The 18853-nt window shown below is 71.4% G+C and carries 13 protein-coding genes; 8 read left to right on the top strand and 5 right to left on the bottom strand.

Annotated elements, in window-relative coordinates; genetic code table 11:
* Window positions 1-34 precede the first annotated feature (34 nt).
* Entirely contained in the window at window positions 35-1966 is a 1932-nt protein-coding gene (gene mdoH, locus FZ025_RS11825) for a glucans biosynthesis glucosyltransferase MdoH (protein ID WP_046979668.1), read from the bottom strand.
* Between the two features lie 492 nt (window positions 1967-2458).
* A complete protein-coding gene (locus FZ025_RS11820) occupies window positions 2459-3754 on the bottom strand; it encodes a two-component system sensor histidine kinase NtrB (RefSeq protein WP_046979688.1) in 1296 nt (431 codons plus the stop codon).
* Window positions 3755-3826: 72 nt separating this feature from the next.
* Between FZ025_RS11820 and FZ025_RS11815 the strand changes: the two genes are divergently transcribed.
* Window positions 3827-4240: a response regulator gene (locus FZ025_RS11815; protein WP_244292366.1), complete on the top strand. Its 414-nt coding sequence runs from the start codon at window positions 3827-3829 to the stop codon at window positions 4238-4240.
* Window positions 4241-4296: 56 nt separating this feature from the next.
* Here FZ025_RS11815 and FZ025_RS22410 read toward each other — a convergent pair whose 3' ends face one another.
* Complete coding sequence (locus FZ025_RS22410) at window positions 4297-4434, bottom strand: hypothetical protein (protein WP_244292365.1); 138 nt, start codon at window positions 4432-4434, stop codon at window positions 4297-4299.
* Window positions 4428-4655 (bottom strand): hypothetical protein, encoded by a 228-nt coding sequence (locus FZ025_RS22405; RefSeq protein ID WP_244292364.1) that lies wholly within the window; start codon window positions 4653-4655, stop codon window positions 4428-4430. The genes FZ025_RS22410 and FZ025_RS22405 overlap by 7 nt, the downstream gene beginning before the upstream one ends.
* A gap of 266 nt (window positions 4656-4921) precedes the next feature.
* On the opposite strand from FZ025_RS22405, the gene glgA reads away from it, so the two are divergent.
* The 7 genes from glgA (at window position 4922) to glgX (ending at window position 17682) form a co-directional block, all read left to right on the top strand.
* Window positions 4922-6493 (top strand): glycogen synthase GlgA, encoded by a 1572-nt coding sequence (glgA, locus tag FZ025_RS11805; protein WP_104558507.1) that lies wholly within the window; start codon window positions 4922-4924, stop codon window positions 6491-6493.
* Window positions 6490-8739, top strand: coding sequence for a 1,4-alpha-glucan branching enzyme (locus FZ025_RS11800; protein WP_046979671.1), 2250 nt, complete (start codon window positions 6490-6492; stop codon window positions 8737-8739). The genes glgA and FZ025_RS11800 overlap by 4 nt, the downstream gene beginning before the upstream one ends.
* Before the next feature lie 61 nt (window positions 8740-8800).
* On the top strand, window positions 8801-10537 hold the full coding sequence (treZ, locus tag FZ025_RS11795) for a malto-oligosyltrehalose trehalohydrolase (RefSeq protein ID WP_046979690.1): 1737 nt from the start codon (window positions 8801-8803) through the stop codon (window positions 10535-10537).
* Between the two features lie 154 nt (window positions 10538-10691).
* Window positions 10692-12647: a 4-alpha-glucanotransferase gene (malQ, locus tag FZ025_RS11790; protein WP_046979691.1), complete on the top strand. Its 1956-nt coding sequence runs from the start codon at window positions 10692-10694 to the stop codon at window positions 12645-12647.
* A complete protein-coding gene (gene treY, locus FZ025_RS11785) occupies window positions 12644-15265 on the top strand; it encodes a malto-oligosyltrehalose synthase (protein ID WP_046979672.1) in 2622 nt (873 codons plus the stop codon). Before malQ ends, treY begins: the two co-directional genes overlap by 4 nt.
* 44 nt (window positions 15266-15309) lie before the next feature.
* Complete coding sequence (locus FZ025_RS11780; protein ID WP_046979673.1) at window positions 15310-15498, top strand: DUF2934 domain-containing protein; 189 nt, start codon at window positions 15310-15312, stop codon at window positions 15496-15498.
* Window positions 15499-15507: 9 nt separating this feature from the next.
* Complete coding sequence (gene glgX, locus FZ025_RS11775; protein ID WP_046979674.1) at window positions 15508-17682, top strand: glycogen debranching protein GlgX; 2175 nt, start codon at window positions 15508-15510, stop codon at window positions 17680-17682.
* 352 nt (window positions 17683-18034) lie between these two features.
* Here glgX and cobA read toward each other — a convergent pair whose 3' ends face one another.
* Window positions 18035-18772 (bottom strand): uroporphyrinogen-III C-methyltransferase, encoded by a 738-nt coding sequence (cobA, locus tag FZ025_RS11770; RefSeq protein ID WP_208803803.1) that lies wholly within the window; start codon window positions 18770-18772, stop codon window positions 18035-18037.
* Between the last annotated feature and the right edge of the window lie 81 nt (window positions 18773-18853).

Here is an 18853-nt window from a genome sequence, read left to right as displayed (position 1 = left end):
CTCCATCGAGATGGGGCGCATTATGCCTGCCGCGTCAGCCGCCGGCGCGGCGCGCGGCGGCGGCGCGGCGCAATTCGCCCGCGCGCAGCAGCACCGCCGGCGGCTGCTGCTCTTCGGGGATGGACAGGATGCGCAGCTGGCGCAGCCACAGCCCGGCCGCACGCGAGGAACTCAGCGCCACCACCGGAATCGCCAGCGCCATGCCGATCACCACCGGCGCCATCCACGCCGCCAGCGACGGCGACACCACATAGGCCATCGCCCCCATCAGCAGCCCGAACGCGCTGAGTCCGCCGTAGCTGCGCGCCAACGCCAGCCACGACAGGCGGCCGTCGTCGCGTTGCTGCGCGTCCCAGCCCGAGTCCTTGCCGGCCAGCACTTCGGCCACGCCGCGCGACTGCACGTACATCACCACCGGCGCCATCAGCGCCGCCAGCACGGTTTCCAGCAGCATGCTCAACAGCGCGCGCAACGCACCGCCGCAGCCGCGCCGCTCCTGCGGTTTCAGCAGCATGGCGACGTAGCCCAGCACCTTCGGCGCCAGCAGCACGAACATGGTCACCGCGAACACCCAGAACACCCGGGTCGAGTCCTGCTGGTGCCAGTAGCGCGCCGGCGAGAACGGCGCCACCACCGTGGCGACCAGGTCGATGCCATTGCTCTGCAGCGGGATCGCGATGCCGATCAGCATCAGCAGGCCCCACATCGGCGCGGTGAAGTAATGGCCGATGCCGATCATCATGTGCATGCGGCTGATCCAGTGCAGGCCGCGCGCGGCGACCACCTTGGAATGCTGCAGGTTGCCCTGGCACCAGCGGCGGTCGCGCACCAGCAGGTCGGTCAGCGTCGGCGGGCCTTCCTCGTAGCTGCCCTGCAGGTACGGCACCATGTGCGTGGCCCAGCCGCCGCGGCGCATCAGCGCGGCCTCGACGAAATCGTGGCTGAGCACGTGGCCGCCGAACGGCTTGCGCCCGGGCAATGCCGGCAGGCCGGCCTGTTCGGCGAAGGCCAGGGTGCGGATCACCGCGTTGTGGCCCCAGTAGTTGCTCTCCGCGCCGTGCCACCAGGCCACGCCGTAGGCGATCACCGGGCCGTAGACGCGGCCGCCGAACTGCTGCATGCGCGCGAACACGCTGTTGCCGTTGACCACTTCCGGCAAGGTCTGGATCAGGCCCACATCGGGATGGGCTTCCATGCCCGCGACCAGGCGCACGATGGTTTCGCCGGTCATCAGGCTGTCGGCGTCCAGGATCAGCATCTGCGGGTAGGCGCCGCCGAAACGGCGCACCCAGTCGGCGATGTTGCCGGCCTTGCGCTCGGCGTTGTCGGCGCGGCGCCGATAGTAGATGCGGCCGTGGCCGCCGGTACGCGCGACTAGCTCGGCGTAGACCTGCTCTTCCTCGGCGCCGACCGCGGCGCGGGTGGTGTCGCTGAGGATGAAGAAGTCGAAATGCGCGAGTTGGCCGGTGGCCTCGACCGATTCGTAGATCGCCTGCAGCCCGGCCATCAGCCGATGCGGGTCTTCGTTGTAGGTGGGCATCAGCAAGGCGGTGCGGCTGCGCACCGTCGGCAGCGGCGCATCCGGGTCGATGCCGAGCTTGCGCCCGCCGCCGAACACCAGGGTCGCGAATCCGGCCAGCGCGCTGACGAACGAAAACGCGATCCACGCGAACAGGGGGATGAACAGCGCCATCAGGCAGGCTTCGAGCACGCTGACCCCGCCGATCAGCAGCACCTTGCCGATCAGCACGCTGGCGCAGGCGGTCATCAGCGCGGTGCTGCCGAACACGTACAGCCGCCGCCAGAACATCCCCGGCGGCGTGCTCGGCACGCGTTTGTTGCGCAGTTTGCCTTCGCGCAGCGACTGCACCGGCATCGGCAAAGGCGCCTCGGACGGCAGCACCGCATGGCCGGCATCGAGCGCAGCGGAGACCGGCAGGGTCGGTGGGGGGGCGACCATGCTCATGCGTTCCGCCAGCCTCGTCGGACAGCGCCGCGACGCGGCCACGCATCCGCGCACCAGCGCGGCGTGGCGGACCCTGGCGCCACGACCGGCACCGCCTTGCTGTGATTGCCACTCGTACCCACGTTCTCTCCTGTCGGGCGGGCAAAAGACGGCCGCCACTGTAAACCTCGAATAGTAAGCTTTCGCGAAGATGGGCGAGCGCGCGGCGCCGCGGCCGCCGGCAGGTTCGTTCAGCCATTCGGCAACGCAGCGGCGCGCGCAGGTCGATCGCCCCAGGCGCCAGCGCTGGCGATCCTCCAGCGGCCGCATCATGATGCAGATGTCGCGTTATCCCATCGGTGCAGGCGCCATGCGCTGCAGCGCGAGCGCAGCCGAAGCGCGCGTGCAGCCCTGATCCGCTCGGTTCCCATGGCAACGCCGACGCGCTGCGCGGCGGCGCTGCCGCAGCTGCCCGGATGCTCGCGTGCAGGGGCGTGCGCGGTGCACGCGGCCTCAGGCCGGCGCCGGCAGCGGCGTGCTGTCGCCGCTCTCGCCCGGCGGCGCTTCGGCGACGTACGGGAACGCCAGGGTGATGGTGGCGCCGCGCCCCAGCTCGGAGTCCACGTCGACGAAGCCGCCGGCCTGGCGCACCAGGCCATAGACCTGGGCCAGTCCCAGGCCGGTGCCCTTGCCCTCGGGCTTGGTAGTGAAATAGGCCTCGAACAGCCGCGACTTGGTGTCCTCGGACATGCCCTCGCCCTGATCGCTGACCGCCAGGGTCACGTAGCGGCCCGGCTGGCGCATCGCCGCGGCCTGCGCCGGCGGCACCTGCAGGCTGCCGCAGCGGATCGACACCACGTCGCCGGGCTGGCAGGCGTCGCGCGCGTTCAGGGCCAGGTTCATCACCGCCTGCTCGACCGAACTGCGGTCGGCATAGGTGGTGGCGCCGCCGTCCGCGGTCGCTAGCTGCAGTTTCATTTCCCCGCCCAAGGCCTGCGCCAGCAGCGGCTGCATGTGCGCGACCACGTCGCACAGGTCCAGCCACTGCGGCTTGACCGGGTGCGCGCGGGCGAAGCCGAGCAGGCGCCGGGTCATCCGCGCGCCATGCTGCAGCGCCTCGCCGGCGATGCCGAGCAGCTTGCGCTGGTCCGGCTGCAGCCGCTGCGGATGCTCGGCCACCATGCTCACCGAGGTCATCGCGGTCTGCAGCATGTTGTTGAAGTCGTGAACGATGCCGGCCAGCATCTGCCCGATCGCCTCGCCCTTCTGCGCCTGGATCATGGCCCGCTCGGCGACGCGCTGCGCGGCCAGGGCGATGTCCAGCTGCCCGCGCAACTGCACGTGTTCGGCCTGCCATTGCCGGCCCAGCGCGTCCGCATCGGTCGGCAGCTGGGCGACGGCAGCGGACTGCGGCAGATCGCCGAGCGTGCGCAGGGCTTCCTCGATCTGGCGATGCTCGGTGACGTCGCGGCTGATCACCAGCACGCTTTCCACCTCGGCGTCCGCGTTGGTCAGCGGGCTGGCCAGTACATGCCACCAGCGCGGGCGGCCGTCGAAGGTGTCGCGCTGCGCCCAGAATTCGTACTGCTCGTTGCGCAAGGCCGTGGCCAGCGCCGTTTCCGCCAGCGGCCGCATCTCCTCCGGCCACAGCGCCACCCACTCGCGACCGACGACGCACTTGGGCTCGCTCGCGCCCAGCAGGCCCAGGCCATGCATGTTGATCGAACGCACGACGCCGTCGCGGCCGATTTCCTTGATGCAGTCGTGCGAGAGTTCGACGATCTGACGATAGCGGGCGTGGGTGGGCAAGCTGCGTCTCGCGATGGGTAGGTCCAGCATATCGGCATCACTGCAGCGTCACCAGCGCTTCACTGGCGAATCGTGAAGCTGCAGGCACTGAACACGACGTGGCGTCGCATTATGCGCGGGACTTGCGCCCTCACCACGATTCTTTTGGTGGAGGACGACCAGATGATTCGGGAATTGGCGGCGATGATGCTGGATGCCGATGGCTATCGGGTCCTGTCCGCCGGCAACGCGAACGAGGCGCTCGCGCTGCTGGAGCGGCATGCGGACGTGGACCTGATCTTCAGCGACGTGCAGATGCCCGGTTGCGACGGCGTGACCATGGTGCGCGAACTGCGCCGCCGCCTGATCGCGATCCCCGCCTTGCTCACCTCCGGCATGAAGAACCCCGACACCGCGACGCTGCCGGCGCATACCGGCTTCCTGTCCAAACCCTATAGCCACGCCGGCCTGCTGGCGGCGCTGCAACGGCTGCAGCCGGCGCACTAGCGAGCGCTGCCGGCGCACGCCGTCCACGCGTCGTGGTGGCGCACGGCATCCGCAACTCAGCCGAACACCCATTTCCCGTCCTGCGCCGAACGGATCGCCGCCAGAGGTTCGGCGACGAAGTGCTCCCGCGCGCGCGGCGCCCCGGCGCGAACATCGCCGAAGTACACGCCATCGAAGGCGTGCCGGCTCAGCACGGCGCCATGCGCGAGATCCGGATCGGCGGCACCAGCACCGCGTCCGCCGCCGCGGCGCGGATGGCGTCCAGCACGACGCCGTCCAGCTCGCGTCGCATCCGTTGTCCCGATTGCTCCATGCCGGCATGGCCGCACCGGCCCGATGAAGACAGCACAACCTGCGGGTTCGCGCCGACGGCGACAGGGGACGGCGGCATCGGAAACGAAGCTAAACGGTTCATCGGCGCCATCGCGTCATGCCGCCTGGGCGGCGGCGAAATCACTATGCGGTAACCCCGCGGGCGCAGCGTAGACAAGGCACCCGCTTCACGTTGCTTTTATTGCCGCGTTCGTACATTACTGAAGAGGCGCTAACCCGCCCGTTCGATTCCAAATTCTTTCGTCTCCGGTTCTACGTCGCACGCCCGCCATGGACGCGCGACGGCAACTGCTTTCCGTGTGCCCCTGCTCTCCGTGTGCCCCGTCCCCCCTGCCCGACGGAATCGCCATGTCGCCTCCCACGCCCGACGATCTGCCCGATAGACAACGCGATACCCATCCGGTCCTGCGCGCGCCCCGGCGCCGCCACCGCGATGCGCGCGGACGCTTCATCCGCGCTGCCGAAGTGACCGTCAAGCTGCAACCGACGCCGCGCCGCGCCAGCCTGTTCGTGACCTCGGAGATGGCCGACTTCATCAAGGCCGGCGGCCTGGGCGACGTGGCCGCAGCGCTGCCGCGCGCGCTGCGCGGCAGCTGCGACATCCGCGTGCTGATCCCCGGCTACCCGGCGGTGCTGCGCAAGACCGGGCCGCTGCAGATCGTCGGCCACATCGCCGCCCACGCCGGCCTGCCGGCCTGCGCGCTGGGCCGCGCGGACCGCCCCGACGGCCTGTGCGTGTACGTGCTGCTGTGCCCGCCGCTGTTCGAGCGCCAGGGTTCGCCCTACGTGACCAGCGAAGGCCGCGACTGGGAAGACAACGCGCTGCGCTTCGCCACGTTGTCGCACGCCGCCGCGCAGATCGCCGGCGGCCGCGCCGGGCTGGACTGGAATCCGGACCTGCTGCATCTCAACGACTGGCCGTGCGCGCTGGCCGCCGCCTATGTGCGCTGGTCCGGCGGGCGCACGCCGTGCCTGCTGACCATCCACAACCTGGCCTACCAGGGCCTGTTCCCGTATGCGATGGCCGGCGCGCTGGGCATCCCGGGCGACGGCCTGCAGGACCTGGAGTTCTACGGGCAGATGTCGTTCCTGCGCGCCGGCATCGTCCACGCCGACCACATCAATACGGTCAGCGTCAGCTACGCCGCGCAGATCACCGGCCCGGCGCAGGGCTGCGGCCTGGACGCGCTGCTGGCCCGGCATGCCGCCAGCGGCCGCCTCAGCGGCATCGTCAACGGCATCGACGCCAGCTGGGACCCGCGCACCGACGACCACCTGCATACCCATTTCGGCATCGACCAGGTCCAGGGCAAGCGCGACAACGCCGCCCAGGTGCGCCGCGCGTTCGGCCTGATCGACAGCGCCGGCCCGCTGTTCGCGGTGGTGTCGCGGCTGGTGCACCAGAAAGGCCTGGACATGATCTGCGAGGTGGCGCCGCAGATCGTTGCCGCCGGCGGCCAGATCGTGGTGATCGGCGGCGGCGAGCCGCAGATCGAGCAGGCGGTGGCGGCGCTGGCGCGGCGCTTCCCCGGCCATGTCGGCGCCCATATCGGCTTCGAGGAGCGCTTGGCGCGGCGCATGTTCGCCGGCTCGGACTTCCTGCTGATGCCCTCGCGCTTCGAGCCCTGCGGACTGAGCCAGATGTACGCGCAGCGCTTCGGCAGCCTGCCGATCGCGCACGCCACCGGCGGCCTGATCGATACCGTGGACGATGGCGTGACCGGCTTCCTGTTCGAAGAACCGTCCGCCGATGGCCTGCGCCGCTGCCTGCAGCGGGTGTTCCGCACCTTCCGCCTGCCCGGCCTGCTGCAGGCGATGCGCCGCGCGGCGATGCTGCGGCCCAGCGGCTGGGATCTGGCCGGGCGCAAGTACATGGCCCTGTACGACCGCACTGCACCGCTGTCGCCGGCGGTGGCATGAGCGAACGGGAACGGGCGCCGGACGCGATCACGGTGTGGGACGCGCCGCTGGAAGCGGCGAACGACGAGCGCGAACGCCTCGCCCTGCAGGCACTGGCGCGTGGCGAGGCGGCGGACGCGTTCGCCTGGCTGGGCCCGCACAGCGACGCAGACGGCGCGGTCCGGGTGCGCGCGCTGGTGCCGGGCGCCGATGCGCTGGGCCTGCTCGACGGCAACGGCAAGCTGGTGGCGCGGATGCGCGCGCACCCGGATGCCGACGGCCTGTTCGAAGGCGAACTGAAGACCACGACGGCCTACCGGCTGCGCATCGTGTGGCCGGACGCCGTGCAGGAAATCGACGACCCGTACGCGTTCGGCCCGGTGCTGGACGAGGCCTGGCTGCAGGGCATGGCCGAGGGCGACGGCGCCGCGCTGCGCACCGCGCTGGGCGCGCAGCACAGCCGCATCGGCACGGTCGACGGGGTGCGCTTCGCGGTATGGGCGCCGCATGCGCGGCGGGTCGCGCTGGTCGGCGATTTCAACGGCTGGGACGGCCGCCGCCATCCGCTGCGCCTGCACCGCCAGGCCGGCGTGTGGGAACTGTTCGTGCCCGGGCTTCGCGGCGGCGAGCACTATCAATACGAGATCCTCGACGCCGACGGCACGCCGCTGCCGCGCAAGGCCGACCCGGTCGCCCGCCACAGCACGCGCGCGCCGGACACCGCTTCGGTGGTGCCCAGCGCTGCCGATTTCGCCTGGCACGATTCGGCCTGGCTGGCGCAGCGCGAGGCGCGCGCCGGCGCCGCGCAGCCGTTGAGCATCTACGAGCTGCACGCCGGCTCCTGGCGCCACGACGCGCACGGCCAGCCGCTGCACTGGGATGCGCTGGCCGCGCAGCTGATCCCGTACGTACAGGACCTGGGCTTCACCCATATCGAACTGCTGCCGATCGCCGAGTACCCGTTCGGCGGCTCCTGGGGCTACCAGCCGCTGGGCCTGTACGCGCCGACCGCGCGGCACGGCGATGCGGACGGTTTCGCGCGCTTCGTCGATGCCTGCCACCAGGTCGGGATCGGGGTACTCCTGGACTGGGTCGGCGCGCACTTCCCCGACGATCCGCACGGCCTGCAGCGCTTCGACGGCACCGCGCTGTACGAGCATGCCGATCCGCGCGAAGGCGTGCACCGCGAGTGGAACACGCTGATCTACAACTACGGCCGCGCCGAAGTGGTCGCCTACCTGATCGGCAGCGCGCTGGAATGGATCGAGCGCTTCCACGTCGATGGCCTGCGCGTGGATGCGGTGGCGGCGATGCTGTACCGCGACTACGGCCGCAACGAGGGCGAATGGGTGCCCAACGCACAGGGCGGGCGCGAGAACCTGGAGGCGATCGCGTTCCTGCGCCGGCTCAACGCCGAGATCGCGCAGCGCTTCCCCGGGGTGCGGGTGATCGCCGAGGAATCCACCGCCTGGCCGGGTGTGACCGCGCCGCTGGAGCAGGGCGGGCTGGGCTTCAGCCACAAGTGGAACATGGGCTGGACCCACGACACGCTGAGCTACATGCGGCGCGACCCGATCCACCGCCGGCACCACCACAGCGAGATGAGCTTCGGCCTGGTGTATGCGTTCTCCGAGCACTTCGTGCTGCCGCTGTCGCACGACGAAGTCGCGCACGGCAAGGGCTCGCTGCTGGCGAAGATGCCCGGCGACAGCTGGCAGCGCTTCGCCAACCTGCGCGCCTACCTGGCCTTCATGTGGGCGCATCCGGGACGCAAGCTGCTGTTCATGGGCGGCGAGTTCGGGCAGTGGCAGGAATGGGACCACGACCACGCGCTGGACTGGGCGCAGGCGCAGCGCGCCGAGCACCGCGGCGTGGCGCGGCTGGTGGGCGACCTCAACCGCCAGCTGCGCGCGCTACCGGCGCTGTACCGCAGCGACCGCGCGGCGGACGGCTTCGAATGGAGCGTGGCCGACGACCATCGCAACAGCGTGTTCGCCTGCGTGCGCCACGACCGCGAAGGCGGTGCGCCGCCGCTGCTGGCGGTGAGCAACTTCACCCCGAACGTGCACCACGACTACCGTCTCGGCGTGCCGCGCGGCGGGCTGTGGCGCGAAATCCTCAACACCGACAGCGGCCACTACGGCGGTTCCAACCAGGGCAACGGCGGCGCCCTGCGCACCGCCGCGCAGCCGATGCACGGGCACGCGCAATCGCTGGCGCTGACCCTGCCGCCGCTGTCCACCCTCTGGTTGCAAGCGGAGTATTGACTTGAACATCGCAACGAGCGCAACGCCGACCGGCGACGCCGCAACCGCTCCGTCCGCGGCGCTGCGCCAGGGCGCCTGGCCCACCGCCGACGGCAAGGTCGGCTTCGTGTTGTGGGCACCGGACGCGACCAGCGTCGACATCGTGTTCGACGACGGCACTCGGCAGCCGCTGGCCGCGGCGGCGGACGGCTATTTCGCCGCGACCCTCGCCTGCGCCGCCGGCACCCGCTACCGCTATGCGATCGACGGCGGCCAGCCGCTGCCCGATCCCGCGGCGCGCTGGCAACCCGACGGCGTGCACGGCGCCAGTGCGGTGCTGGCCAGCGATGGCCACCACTGGCAGCACGACGCCTGGCGCGGCCGGCCGTGGTCCGAGACGGTGTTCTACGAACTGCACGTGGGCGCCTGCGGCGGCTATGCTGGGCTGCGCGCGCAGTTGCAGACGCTGGCGGCGCTGGGCGTCACCGCGATCGAGCTGATGCCGCTGGCCGCCTTCCCCGGCCGCCACAACTGGGGCTACGACGGCGTGCTGCCGTATGCGCCGGCCGCGGCCTACGGCCATCCCGACGAACTCAAGGCGCTGATCGACGAGGCCCACGGCCTGGGCCTGAGCGTGTTCCTGGACGTGGTCTACAACCACTTCGGCCCGGACGGCAACTACATCGGCCAGTACGCCGCGGCGTTCTTCCGCGAAGACGCGCCGACGCCGTGGGGCGCGGCGATCGACTTCCGGCTGGCGCCGGTGCAGCGCTACTTCATCGACAACGCGTTGATGTGGCTGCACGACTACCGCTTCGACGGCCTGCGCCTGGACGCGGTGCACGCGATCGTGCCGAACGCGTTCCTGGACACGCTGCGCGAGGCGATCGCGGCCAGCGTGCCGGCCGGGCGCCACGTGCACCTGGTGCTGGAGAACGAGGCCAACCAGGCCGGCGTGCTGGAGCGCGGCTACAGCGCGCAGTGGGACGACGATTTCCACAACAGCCTGCACGTGCTGCTGACCGGCGAGCACGAGGGCTACTACGCCGGTTTCGCCGATGCGCCGGCGCAGCACCTGGCGCGGGTGCTGGGCGAAGGCTTCGCCTACCAGGGCCAGGCCGACCACCGCGGGCATGCGCGCGGCGAGCCGAGCGCGCAGCTGCCGCCGCACAAGTTCGTGATCTTCGCGCAGAACCACGACCAGATCGGCAACCGCGCGCGCGGCGACCGGCTGATCACCCAGGTGGCCGAGCCGGCCTTGCGCGCGGCGCTGGCGCTGACCGCACTGACCCCGATGATCCCGCTGTTCTTCATGGGCGAGCCGTGGGGCAGCCGCACCCCGTTCCTGTTCTTCACCGACTTCGCGCCGCCGCTGGACGAAGCGGTGCGCGAAGGCCGGCGCCGCGAGTTCGCGCATTTCGCCGCCTTCGCCGATCCGCAGCAGCGCGCGACCATTCCCGACCCGAACGCGCTGTCCACGTTCGAGGCCTCGATCGCCGACATCGGCGATGCCACCCACGGCGACGGCGCGCGCTGGCGCGACTGGTTCGTGGCGCTGCTGGCGCTGCGCCGCCAGCACCTGGTGCCGGCGCTGGCGCAGGCGCGTGCGGCGCACGCACGCACGCTGGGGCCGAAGGCGGTGGCCGCGGGCTGGACCCTGGGCGATGGCGAATGGCACGTGGCCGCGAACTTCGGCGATGCGCCGGTGGCGCTGGACCTGCCCGGCGCCACCGTGCACGCCGAGAACGCCGGCGACGATCCGGCGCAGCTGCCGCCGAACGCCTTCATCGCCCGCTACCGGCCCGGTTCCGCAACCTGAGCGCAGGCTGTCGCGACGCCATCGCGACAGCGCCTGCGGCAAGCTGCCCATCCCGTTCGCCGCCCGCGACCGCGCGCCTGGCTTGCCGCTGCGCGGCGCGCATGGCGACGGCGGTGCGTCCTTCTTCCCCCATTGCCGCGGCCCCGACTCGCTCATGACCGATACCCCCCTGCACACCCTGGCGTCCGCCGCCGGCCTGCTGGTCAACTGGATCGACGCCTCCGACACCCCGCGCAGCGTCGGCACGGACACGCTGCGCAGCGTGCTCGGCGCGCTCGGCCTGGACGCGCACGACGACGACGCCTGCCGCGACAGCCTGCGCCAACTGCAAGCCAGCGGCGGCAGCGCCGCGCCGTTGCTGACCGCCGACCTCGGCACGCCGATCGAAGCCGACGGCACGCCCGGCGCGGCGTACCGGCTCGAGCACGAGGACGGCAGCAGCCGCGACGGCCACTTCGATGCGCAGGGCCGCGTCGCCGCGGTGGATACGTACGGCTACTGGACCCTGCAGCACGGCGACCGTCACACCACGCTGGCGGTGGCGCCAGCGCGCTGCTACGGCGTGGCCGAGGCGGTCGGCGAGGACGCGCCGCGGCGTTGGGGCTTGTCGCTGCAGGTGTACTCGGCGCAAGGCCCGCGCGACGCCGGCATCGGCGATGCGGACGGCGTCGCCGCCTGGGCCGGGCGCATCGCGCGTGCCGGCGGCGATGCGATCGCCTTGAGTCCGGTGCATGCGGCGCGGCCGATCGGCACCCACTACAGTCCGTATTCGCCGGGCGACCGCCGTTTCCTGGATCCGCTGCAGGCCGCGCCGGCACGCGTGCTCGGCGCCGCCGCGGCGCAGCGCGCGATGCAGGCGGCCGGGCTGGAACAGGCCTTCGCCGAGGCGCAGGCGCGGCCGCTGATCGACTGGCCGGCCTCGGCCGCGGCGAAGTGGCGGTGGCTGCGCCAGCTGCATGCCGATTTCGCCCAGGCCGACGCCGCGCTGCACGCGGATTTCACCGCGTTCCAGCACGAACGCGGCGTCGCCTTGCGCGACTACGCCGCGTTCGCCGCACGCGATTTCAGCGATGCAGATCCGGCCCTGCACAGCTTCGCGCAGTGGCTGGCCACACGCAGCTGGGCCGGCGTGCAGCGGCAGGCGCGCGAGGCCGGCATGGGCATCGGCCTGATCGCCGACCTGGCGGTGGGCTTCGATCCCGGCGGCGCCGAAGCCGCCGCCTGGCCGCAGGCGGTATTGGCCGGGCTGGAACTGGGCGCGCCGCCGGACGCGTTCAACGGCGACGGCCAGGCCTGGGGCATCGGCGGCTACTCGCCGACCGGGCTGCGCGCCAGCGGCTTTGCGCCGTTCATCGAACTGCTGCGCGCGGTGCTGCGCGACCGCGGCGGCGTGCGTATCGACCATATCCTCGGCCTGCTGCGGCTGTGGACGATCCCGCGCGGCGCCAGTTCCGCCGACGGCGTGTACCTGCGCTATCCGCTGCACGATCTGCTGCGCCTGCTGGCGCTGGAATCGTGGCGGCACCGCGCAATCGTGATCGGCGAAGACCTGGGCGTGGTGCCGGACGGCATCCGCGCCGAACTGTCGCAGCGCGGGGTCATGGGCATCGACGTGCTGCTGTTCACCCGCGACGCCAAGGGTGCGTTCCTGGCGCCGTCGCGCTGGCGCGGGGACGCGATCGCCACTACCACCACCCACGACCTGCCGACCCTGCGCGGCTGGCGCCGCGGCGAGGACATCGACTGGCGCCGCCGCCTGCAGCTGTCCGACGCCGCGCAGCAGCGCGCCGACCACCTGACCCGCCGCGCCGACGTGGCGCGCATGGACGCCGCGGTCGCCGCAGCGCTGGCGCAGGCGCACGACCCCGAACTGGACGCGCTGCGCTTCGTCGCCGCCACGCCCTCGCCGCTGGCGCTGCTGCCGGCCGAGGACGCGCTGGGCCTGGACCAGCAACCCAATCTGCCCGGCACCGTCGATGGCCACCCGAACTGGCGGCGGCGCTTGCCGGCGCCGGACACGGCGGCGGCGACCGCGCCGCTCGACACCCGCCTGCAAGCGTTCGCGCACGCGCGCCGCAGCGCCTCCGCCGCGCAAGGAACCGACGCATGAGCTTCACCCCGCTGCGCGCCACCGCGCGCCTGCAACTGCACGCCGGATTCACCCTGCTCGACGCCGCCGCGCAAGTGCCCTACTACGCCGGTCTGGGCATCAGCCATCTGTACCTGTCGCCGATCGGCATCGCCGTGCCCGGCTCCACCCATGGCTACGACGTCACCGATCCGCGCCAGGTCAATCCCGAACTCGGCGGCGAACCGGCGCTGCTGCAGCTGTCCGAGCGCGTGCGCGCGCACGGCATGGGCCTGATCCTGGACATCGTGCCCAACCATATGGCCGCGCACGCGGCCAACCCGTGGTGGTGGGACGTGCTCAAGCATGGCCGGCGCAGCCGTCATGCCGGCTGGTTCGACATCGATTGGCGCGCGCCCGGCCGCGACGGCAAGCTGTGGCTGCCGGTGCTGGACCGCGCGTACGCGCAAGCCCTCAGCGAAGGCGTGCTGCAACTGGCGGTCGGCGAAGACGGCGAGGTGCAGTTGCAGCACCACGACCAGCGCTTCCCGATCCGCCTGGAAGGCGCCGTGGCCCAGGATCCGCCGGCCGCGCGCCAGGCCTGGGCGGCGCGGCTCAACGACGCCGCGCGACTGGGCGACGACACCCTGCACCGGCTGATCGAACGCCAGTGCTATCGGCTGGCCTGGTGGCGGGTCGGCAACGACATGCTCAACTATCGCCGCTTCTTCGACATCACCTCGCTGGCCGCGCTGCGGGTGGAGCAGAACGAGGTGTTCGCCGCGGTGCACGCGCTGCCGCTGCGGCTGGTCGCCGAAGGCCACCTGGACGGCGTGCGCGTGGACCATGTGGACGGCCTGGCCGATCCCAGCGGCTACGTGCAGCGGTTGCGCGCGCAGCTGGACCGCGCCGGGCGCCGCCGCGGCATCGCCGCCGGCGGTGTCGCCCTGTACATCGAGAAGATCCTGGCGCCGCAGGAAACCCTGCGCAGCGACTGGCCGTGCGACGGCAGCACCGGCTACGACTTCATGGACCAGGTCGCCGGCGTGCTGCACGACCCGGCCGGCGCCGCGCCGTTGACCGCACTGTGGCGCGGCGAGACCGGCCGCAGCGGCGACTTCGGCCAGGAACAGCGCGCCGCGCGCGACGAGATCCTGCAGGGCGCGCTGCAGACCGAGTTCGTGCGCAGCGTGCAGGCGCTGGCGGCCGCCGCGCACCTGGACCCGGCCACCCGCGAGTTCAGCCCGCAGATGCTGGCGCAAGGCCTGATGGCATTGTTGCGGCAGTTCGAGGTGTACCGCAGCTACGCCGGGCCCGATGGCCTGGACGAAGCCGATGCGGCGCGCCTGGCGCAGGCCGCACAGCGCGCGCGCAATGGTGCCGAGCCGCGGGTGTGCGCGGCGATCGACGCGATCGAACGCTGGAGCCGCGACGGCCGCGGCACCGGCAAGGCGCAGATCGCGCTGCGGCGCAGCGTGCGTCGGCGCATCGAGCAGCTGTCGGCGCCGCTCAACGCCAAGTCGGTCGAGGACACCGCGTTCTACCGCCACGGCGTGCTGCTGTCGCGCAACGAGGTCGGCAGCGACCCGGACGTGTTCGCATGGGCGCCGGAAGATTTCCACGCTGCCAACGCCGCGCGCGCGCAGCACCACCCGCGTGCGCTGCTGGCCACCGCCACCCACGACCACAAGCGCGGCGAAGATGTGCGCATGCGCCTGGCCGCGCTCAGCGCGCAGGCGCCGTGGTGGGCCGAACAGGTGGCGCGCTTGCAGGCCTTGTCCGCCGACCTGCTGGCGGCCGGCAGCGCCGCGCCGCTGCCTGGCGACGTGCTGATGCTGTGGCAGATGCTGGTCGCCGCCTGGCCGCTGGAACTGGCCAGCGACGATGCCGCCGGCCTGGCCGACTACGCCGAGCGCATCGGCGCCTGGCAGCTGAAGGCCGCACGCGAGGCCAAGCTGCGTACCTACTGGACCTGGCCGGACGAAGCCTACGAACGCGGCGCGCGCGCACTGCTGGACGCGGCGCTGCTGGCGCCGGCCGGCGCGCCGCTGCGCGAGGCGCTGGCGCAGGCCGCAGCGGCATTGGCGCCGGCCGGCGCGCTCAACAGCCTGGTGCAGACCACGCTGCGGCTGAGCGTGCCCGGTGTCCCCGACCTGTACCAGGGCAGCGAAGGCTGGGACCTGTCGCTGGTCGATCCGGACAACCGCCGCCCGGTGGATTACGCGCTGCGCCAGGCCTGGCTGCACGACGCCACCGCGCCGTCGGCGCTGCTGCGCGACTGGCACAGCGGCCACATCAAGGCCTGGCTGATCGCGCAGTTGCTGCAGCTGCGCGGCGCGCATCCGGCGCTGTTCGCGCATGGCGGCTATCGCCCGCTGCAGGCGCAGGGTGCGCACGCGCAACACGTGTTCGGCTTCGCGCGCGAACACGAGGGCAAGACCCTGCTGGTGGTGGTGCCGCGCCTGGCCGCCGCGGCGCAGCCGCTGGATGCGGCGGCACCGCTGCGCGCGCAGCTGGATTGGCATAACACCTTTCTGACGCTGCCCGCGGCACAGTACCGGCACGTGCTGAGCGGGCGCGACCTCGCGGCATCGGCCTCGATGCCGGTGGCGGACCTGCTCGCCGACTTCCCGGTGGCCGTACTGGCCGCCGTTCCCTGACATGCCGGTGGCCGTACTCGCCGCCATCCCCTGACAAGACCGCCATGGACGCAGAAACACGCCAGCGCCGCATCGAACAACTCGCACACGAAATCTGGGAAGCCGAAGGCCGGCCCGACGGCCGCGCCGCCCGCCACTGGGCGATGGCCGAACGCCTGGTCGACGCCGAAGCCCGCTGCGATCCGCAAGACCACCCGCTTTCCCCGGCCGGCAACGGCCCCGCCACGTCGTAAGGATTCCGCATGCCGCTTCGCAAGCTCGCCCGCCGCTCCCGCATCCGCGAAGGCCGCTCGTTTCCGCTCGGCGCCACCTGGGACGGCCTGGGGGTCAACTTCGCGCTGTACTCGAGCAACGCCACCAAGGTCGAGCTGTGCCTGTTCGACGAGCGCGGCCGCGAGGTCGAGCGCATCGCCCTGCCCGAGTACACCGACGAGATCTGGCACGGCTATCTGCCCGATGCGCGCCCCGGCCAGCTGTACGGCTACCGCGTGTCCGGCCCGTACGCGCCCGATGCCGGGCACCGCTTCAATCCCAACAAGCTGCTGCTCGATCCCTACGCCAAGCAACTGGTCGGCGAGTTGAAATGGGCACCGGCCGTGTTCGGCTACACCATCGGCCACAAGGACGCGGACCTGAGCTTCGACCGCCGCGACAGCGCCGCCTACGTGCCCAAGTGCGCGGTGATCGATCCGGCCTTCACCTGGGGCAAGGACCAGCGCCTGCAGACGCCGTGGGACCGCTCGGTGATCTACGAGACCCACGTGCGCGGCACCACCATGCGCCATCCGTCGGTGCCCGAGGCCTGGCGCGGCACCTTTTCCGGACTCAAGGAGGACGAGGTCGTGGAGCACATCAAGCGGCTCGGCATGACCGCGGTGGAGCTGCTGCCGGTGCACGCCTTCGTCGACGACGAATACCTGCTCAAGCAGGGCCTGCGCAACTACTGGGGCTACAACACCATCGGCTTCTTCGCGCCGCAGCCGCGCTACATGGCCACGCGCACCGTGGCCGAGTTCAAGCAGATGGTCGCGCGGCTGCACCATGCCGGGCTGGAGGTGATCCTGGACGTGGTCTACAACCACACCGCCGAGGGCAACGAACTGGGGCCGACGCTGTCGTTCAAGGGCATCGACAACGCCAGCTACTACCGGCTGGCCGAGGACCGCCGCTTCTACATCAACGACACCGGCACCGGCAACACCTTCGACCTGACCAATGCCGGCGCGCTGCGCATGGTCAACGACTCGCTGCGCTACTGGGTGTCGGAGATGCACGTGGACGGGTTCCGCTTCGACCTGGCCACCATCCTCGGCCGCGAGCACCACGGCTTCGATCCCAAGGGCGGCTTCCTCGACGCCTGCCGCCAGGACCCGCTGCTGAGCCAGGTCAAGCTGATCGCCGAACCGTGGGACGTGGGCCCCGGCGGCTACCAGGTCGGCGGCTTCCCGCCGGGCTGGTCGGAATGGAACGACAAGTTCCGCGACAACGTGCGCACGTTCTGGCGCGGCGACGAAGGCCAGCTGGCGGAACTGGCCACGCGCCTGACCGGCTCGGCCGACCTGTTCAACCACCGCGGCCGCCGCCCCACCGCCTCGGTCAACTTCGTCACCGCCCACGACGGCTTCACCCTGCACGACCTGGTCAGCTACGCGCACAAGCACAACGAGGCCAACGGCGAGGACAACCGCGACGGCTCGGACAACAACATCTCGGCCAACTACGGGGTGGAGGGCGAGAGCGACGACGAGCAGATCAACGCGCTGCGCCTGCGGCAGATGCGCAACATGCTGGCCACGCTGCTGCTGTCGCAGGGCACGCCGATGCTGCTGGCCGGCGACGAGTTCGGGCACAGCAAGGGCGGCAACAACAACACCTACTGCCAGGACAACGAACTGACCTGGCTGAACTGGGAAAGCGGCGAGCGCGCGCAGCGCCTGACCGCCTTCGTGACGCGCCTGACCCATCTGCGCGCGCACTACCCGCTGCTGCACCGCGCACGCTTCTTCGACGGCGTCTACGACGAGGAACTGGGCATCAAGGACGTGAGCTGGCTGGCGCCGGACGGCGAGGAAATGAACGAGGCGTCCTGGCACGATCCGCACGCACGCGCACTGATGATGCGCCTGGACGGCAAGGCGCCGTCCAGCGGTCTGCGCCAGGCCGCCTCGAACGTGACCTTGCTGATGATCGTCAACGGCGCGGCCGAGGACGTGACCTTCACCCTGCCGATGGTCGAGGGCGAGCACTGGCGCGTGCTGATCGATACCGCCGAACGCGACCACGAGCGCGGCCTGCCCGGCGGCTCGCAATGGCATGGCATCGGCCGCGCACTGACCCTGCTGGCCGCCGAGCGCGACGGCAGGGTCGCCGCGGCCCAGCACCAGAATGCGGCGCCGCCGCCGGCAGCGGCGGCGTAAAGCGAAGCGGCGGCAGACAGCGGCCCAGCTCGATTGCCGGGGCCGCTCCCGCGCAGACAAGCCTCGCGTGTGTAGGCGGCTTCAGCCGCGACTGTCTCCGCAGCCGGCGGCCCATCCGGATTCAAGATTCAAGATGTCGCAATGGCGCGGGGTCATCGACTTCGAGGCGTCATGCGATACCGAGACATTCCGACTTCGCCCGTCGCGGCTGAAGCCGCTCCCACAGGGAGCACTGACGAATTCTGGATGCCGATGCTGTCACGTGTGGTCGACTTCAGTCGCGACGGGCCTTACCGGTGAAGCCCGTCGCGACTGATGGCCCGAGGCCACCCAGAGCCGCTCCCACAAGGAATCATGCAGTCGCCTGCATCGCATGCAACTGCGCGAGCTGCACCTGCGCCTCGCCGACCGCGCCGCCGATCAGGATCACCCCGGGCGCACCGATGCCCATGCCTTCCACATCGAGCGCCAGGCGCTCGAGCGTGGTCAGCAGCTGCGCCTGCTGCGGCAGGCTCGCCGATTGCACCACCGCCGCCGGCGTGGCGCCGGGCAGGTGCCGCCGCAGGGCGGCGCTCAGCGCGGCGATGCGGCCCATGCCCATGTAGATCGCCAGCGTGGTGCGGGTGGCACACAGCGCCGCCCAATCCGGCTCGCCATGGTCCTGGGTGTGCGCGGTGATGAAGGTGATGCCGTGGCAGTGGTCGCGATGGGTCAGCGACATGCCCAGCCCCGCCGCCGCGGCGAACCCGGCGCTGACGCCGTTGACGATGCGCACCGCCACGCCGGAGGCGCGCAGGAACGCGATCTCCTCGCCGGCGCGGCCGAACAGCAGCGCCTCGCCGCCCTTGGCGCGCACCACGTTGGCGCCCTGCAACGCATAACGCCGCATCAGCCGGCAGATGAAATCCTGCGGCGTGGAGCGGCAGCCGCCGCGCTTGCCGACACGGATCACCCGTGCCTGCGGCGCGAACTGCACGATGTCCGGGTTGACCAGATCGTCGAGCAGCAGCACCTGCGCCGCGGCCAGCGCCTTGACCGCCTTCAGCGTCAGCAGTTCCAGGTCGCCGGGACCGGCCGACAGCAATACCACCTCGCCGCCACCGCGGCGCATGCCGGACACCAGTGCATCGTTCATCGCAGACTCCGCAAAGGAAGAAGGAACAAACCGGAA

Origin of the sequence: Xanthomonas hyacinthi, from assembly GCF_009769165.1 — a bacterium.
In the GTDB taxonomy this organism is placed as follows: domain Bacteria; phylum Pseudomonadota; class Gammaproteobacteria; order Xanthomonadales; family Xanthomonadaceae; genus Xanthomonas_A; species Xanthomonas_A hyacinthi.
Note: the sequence above shows the minus strand (reverse complement) of the source record. Positions and strands in the feature narration are given on the sequence as shown.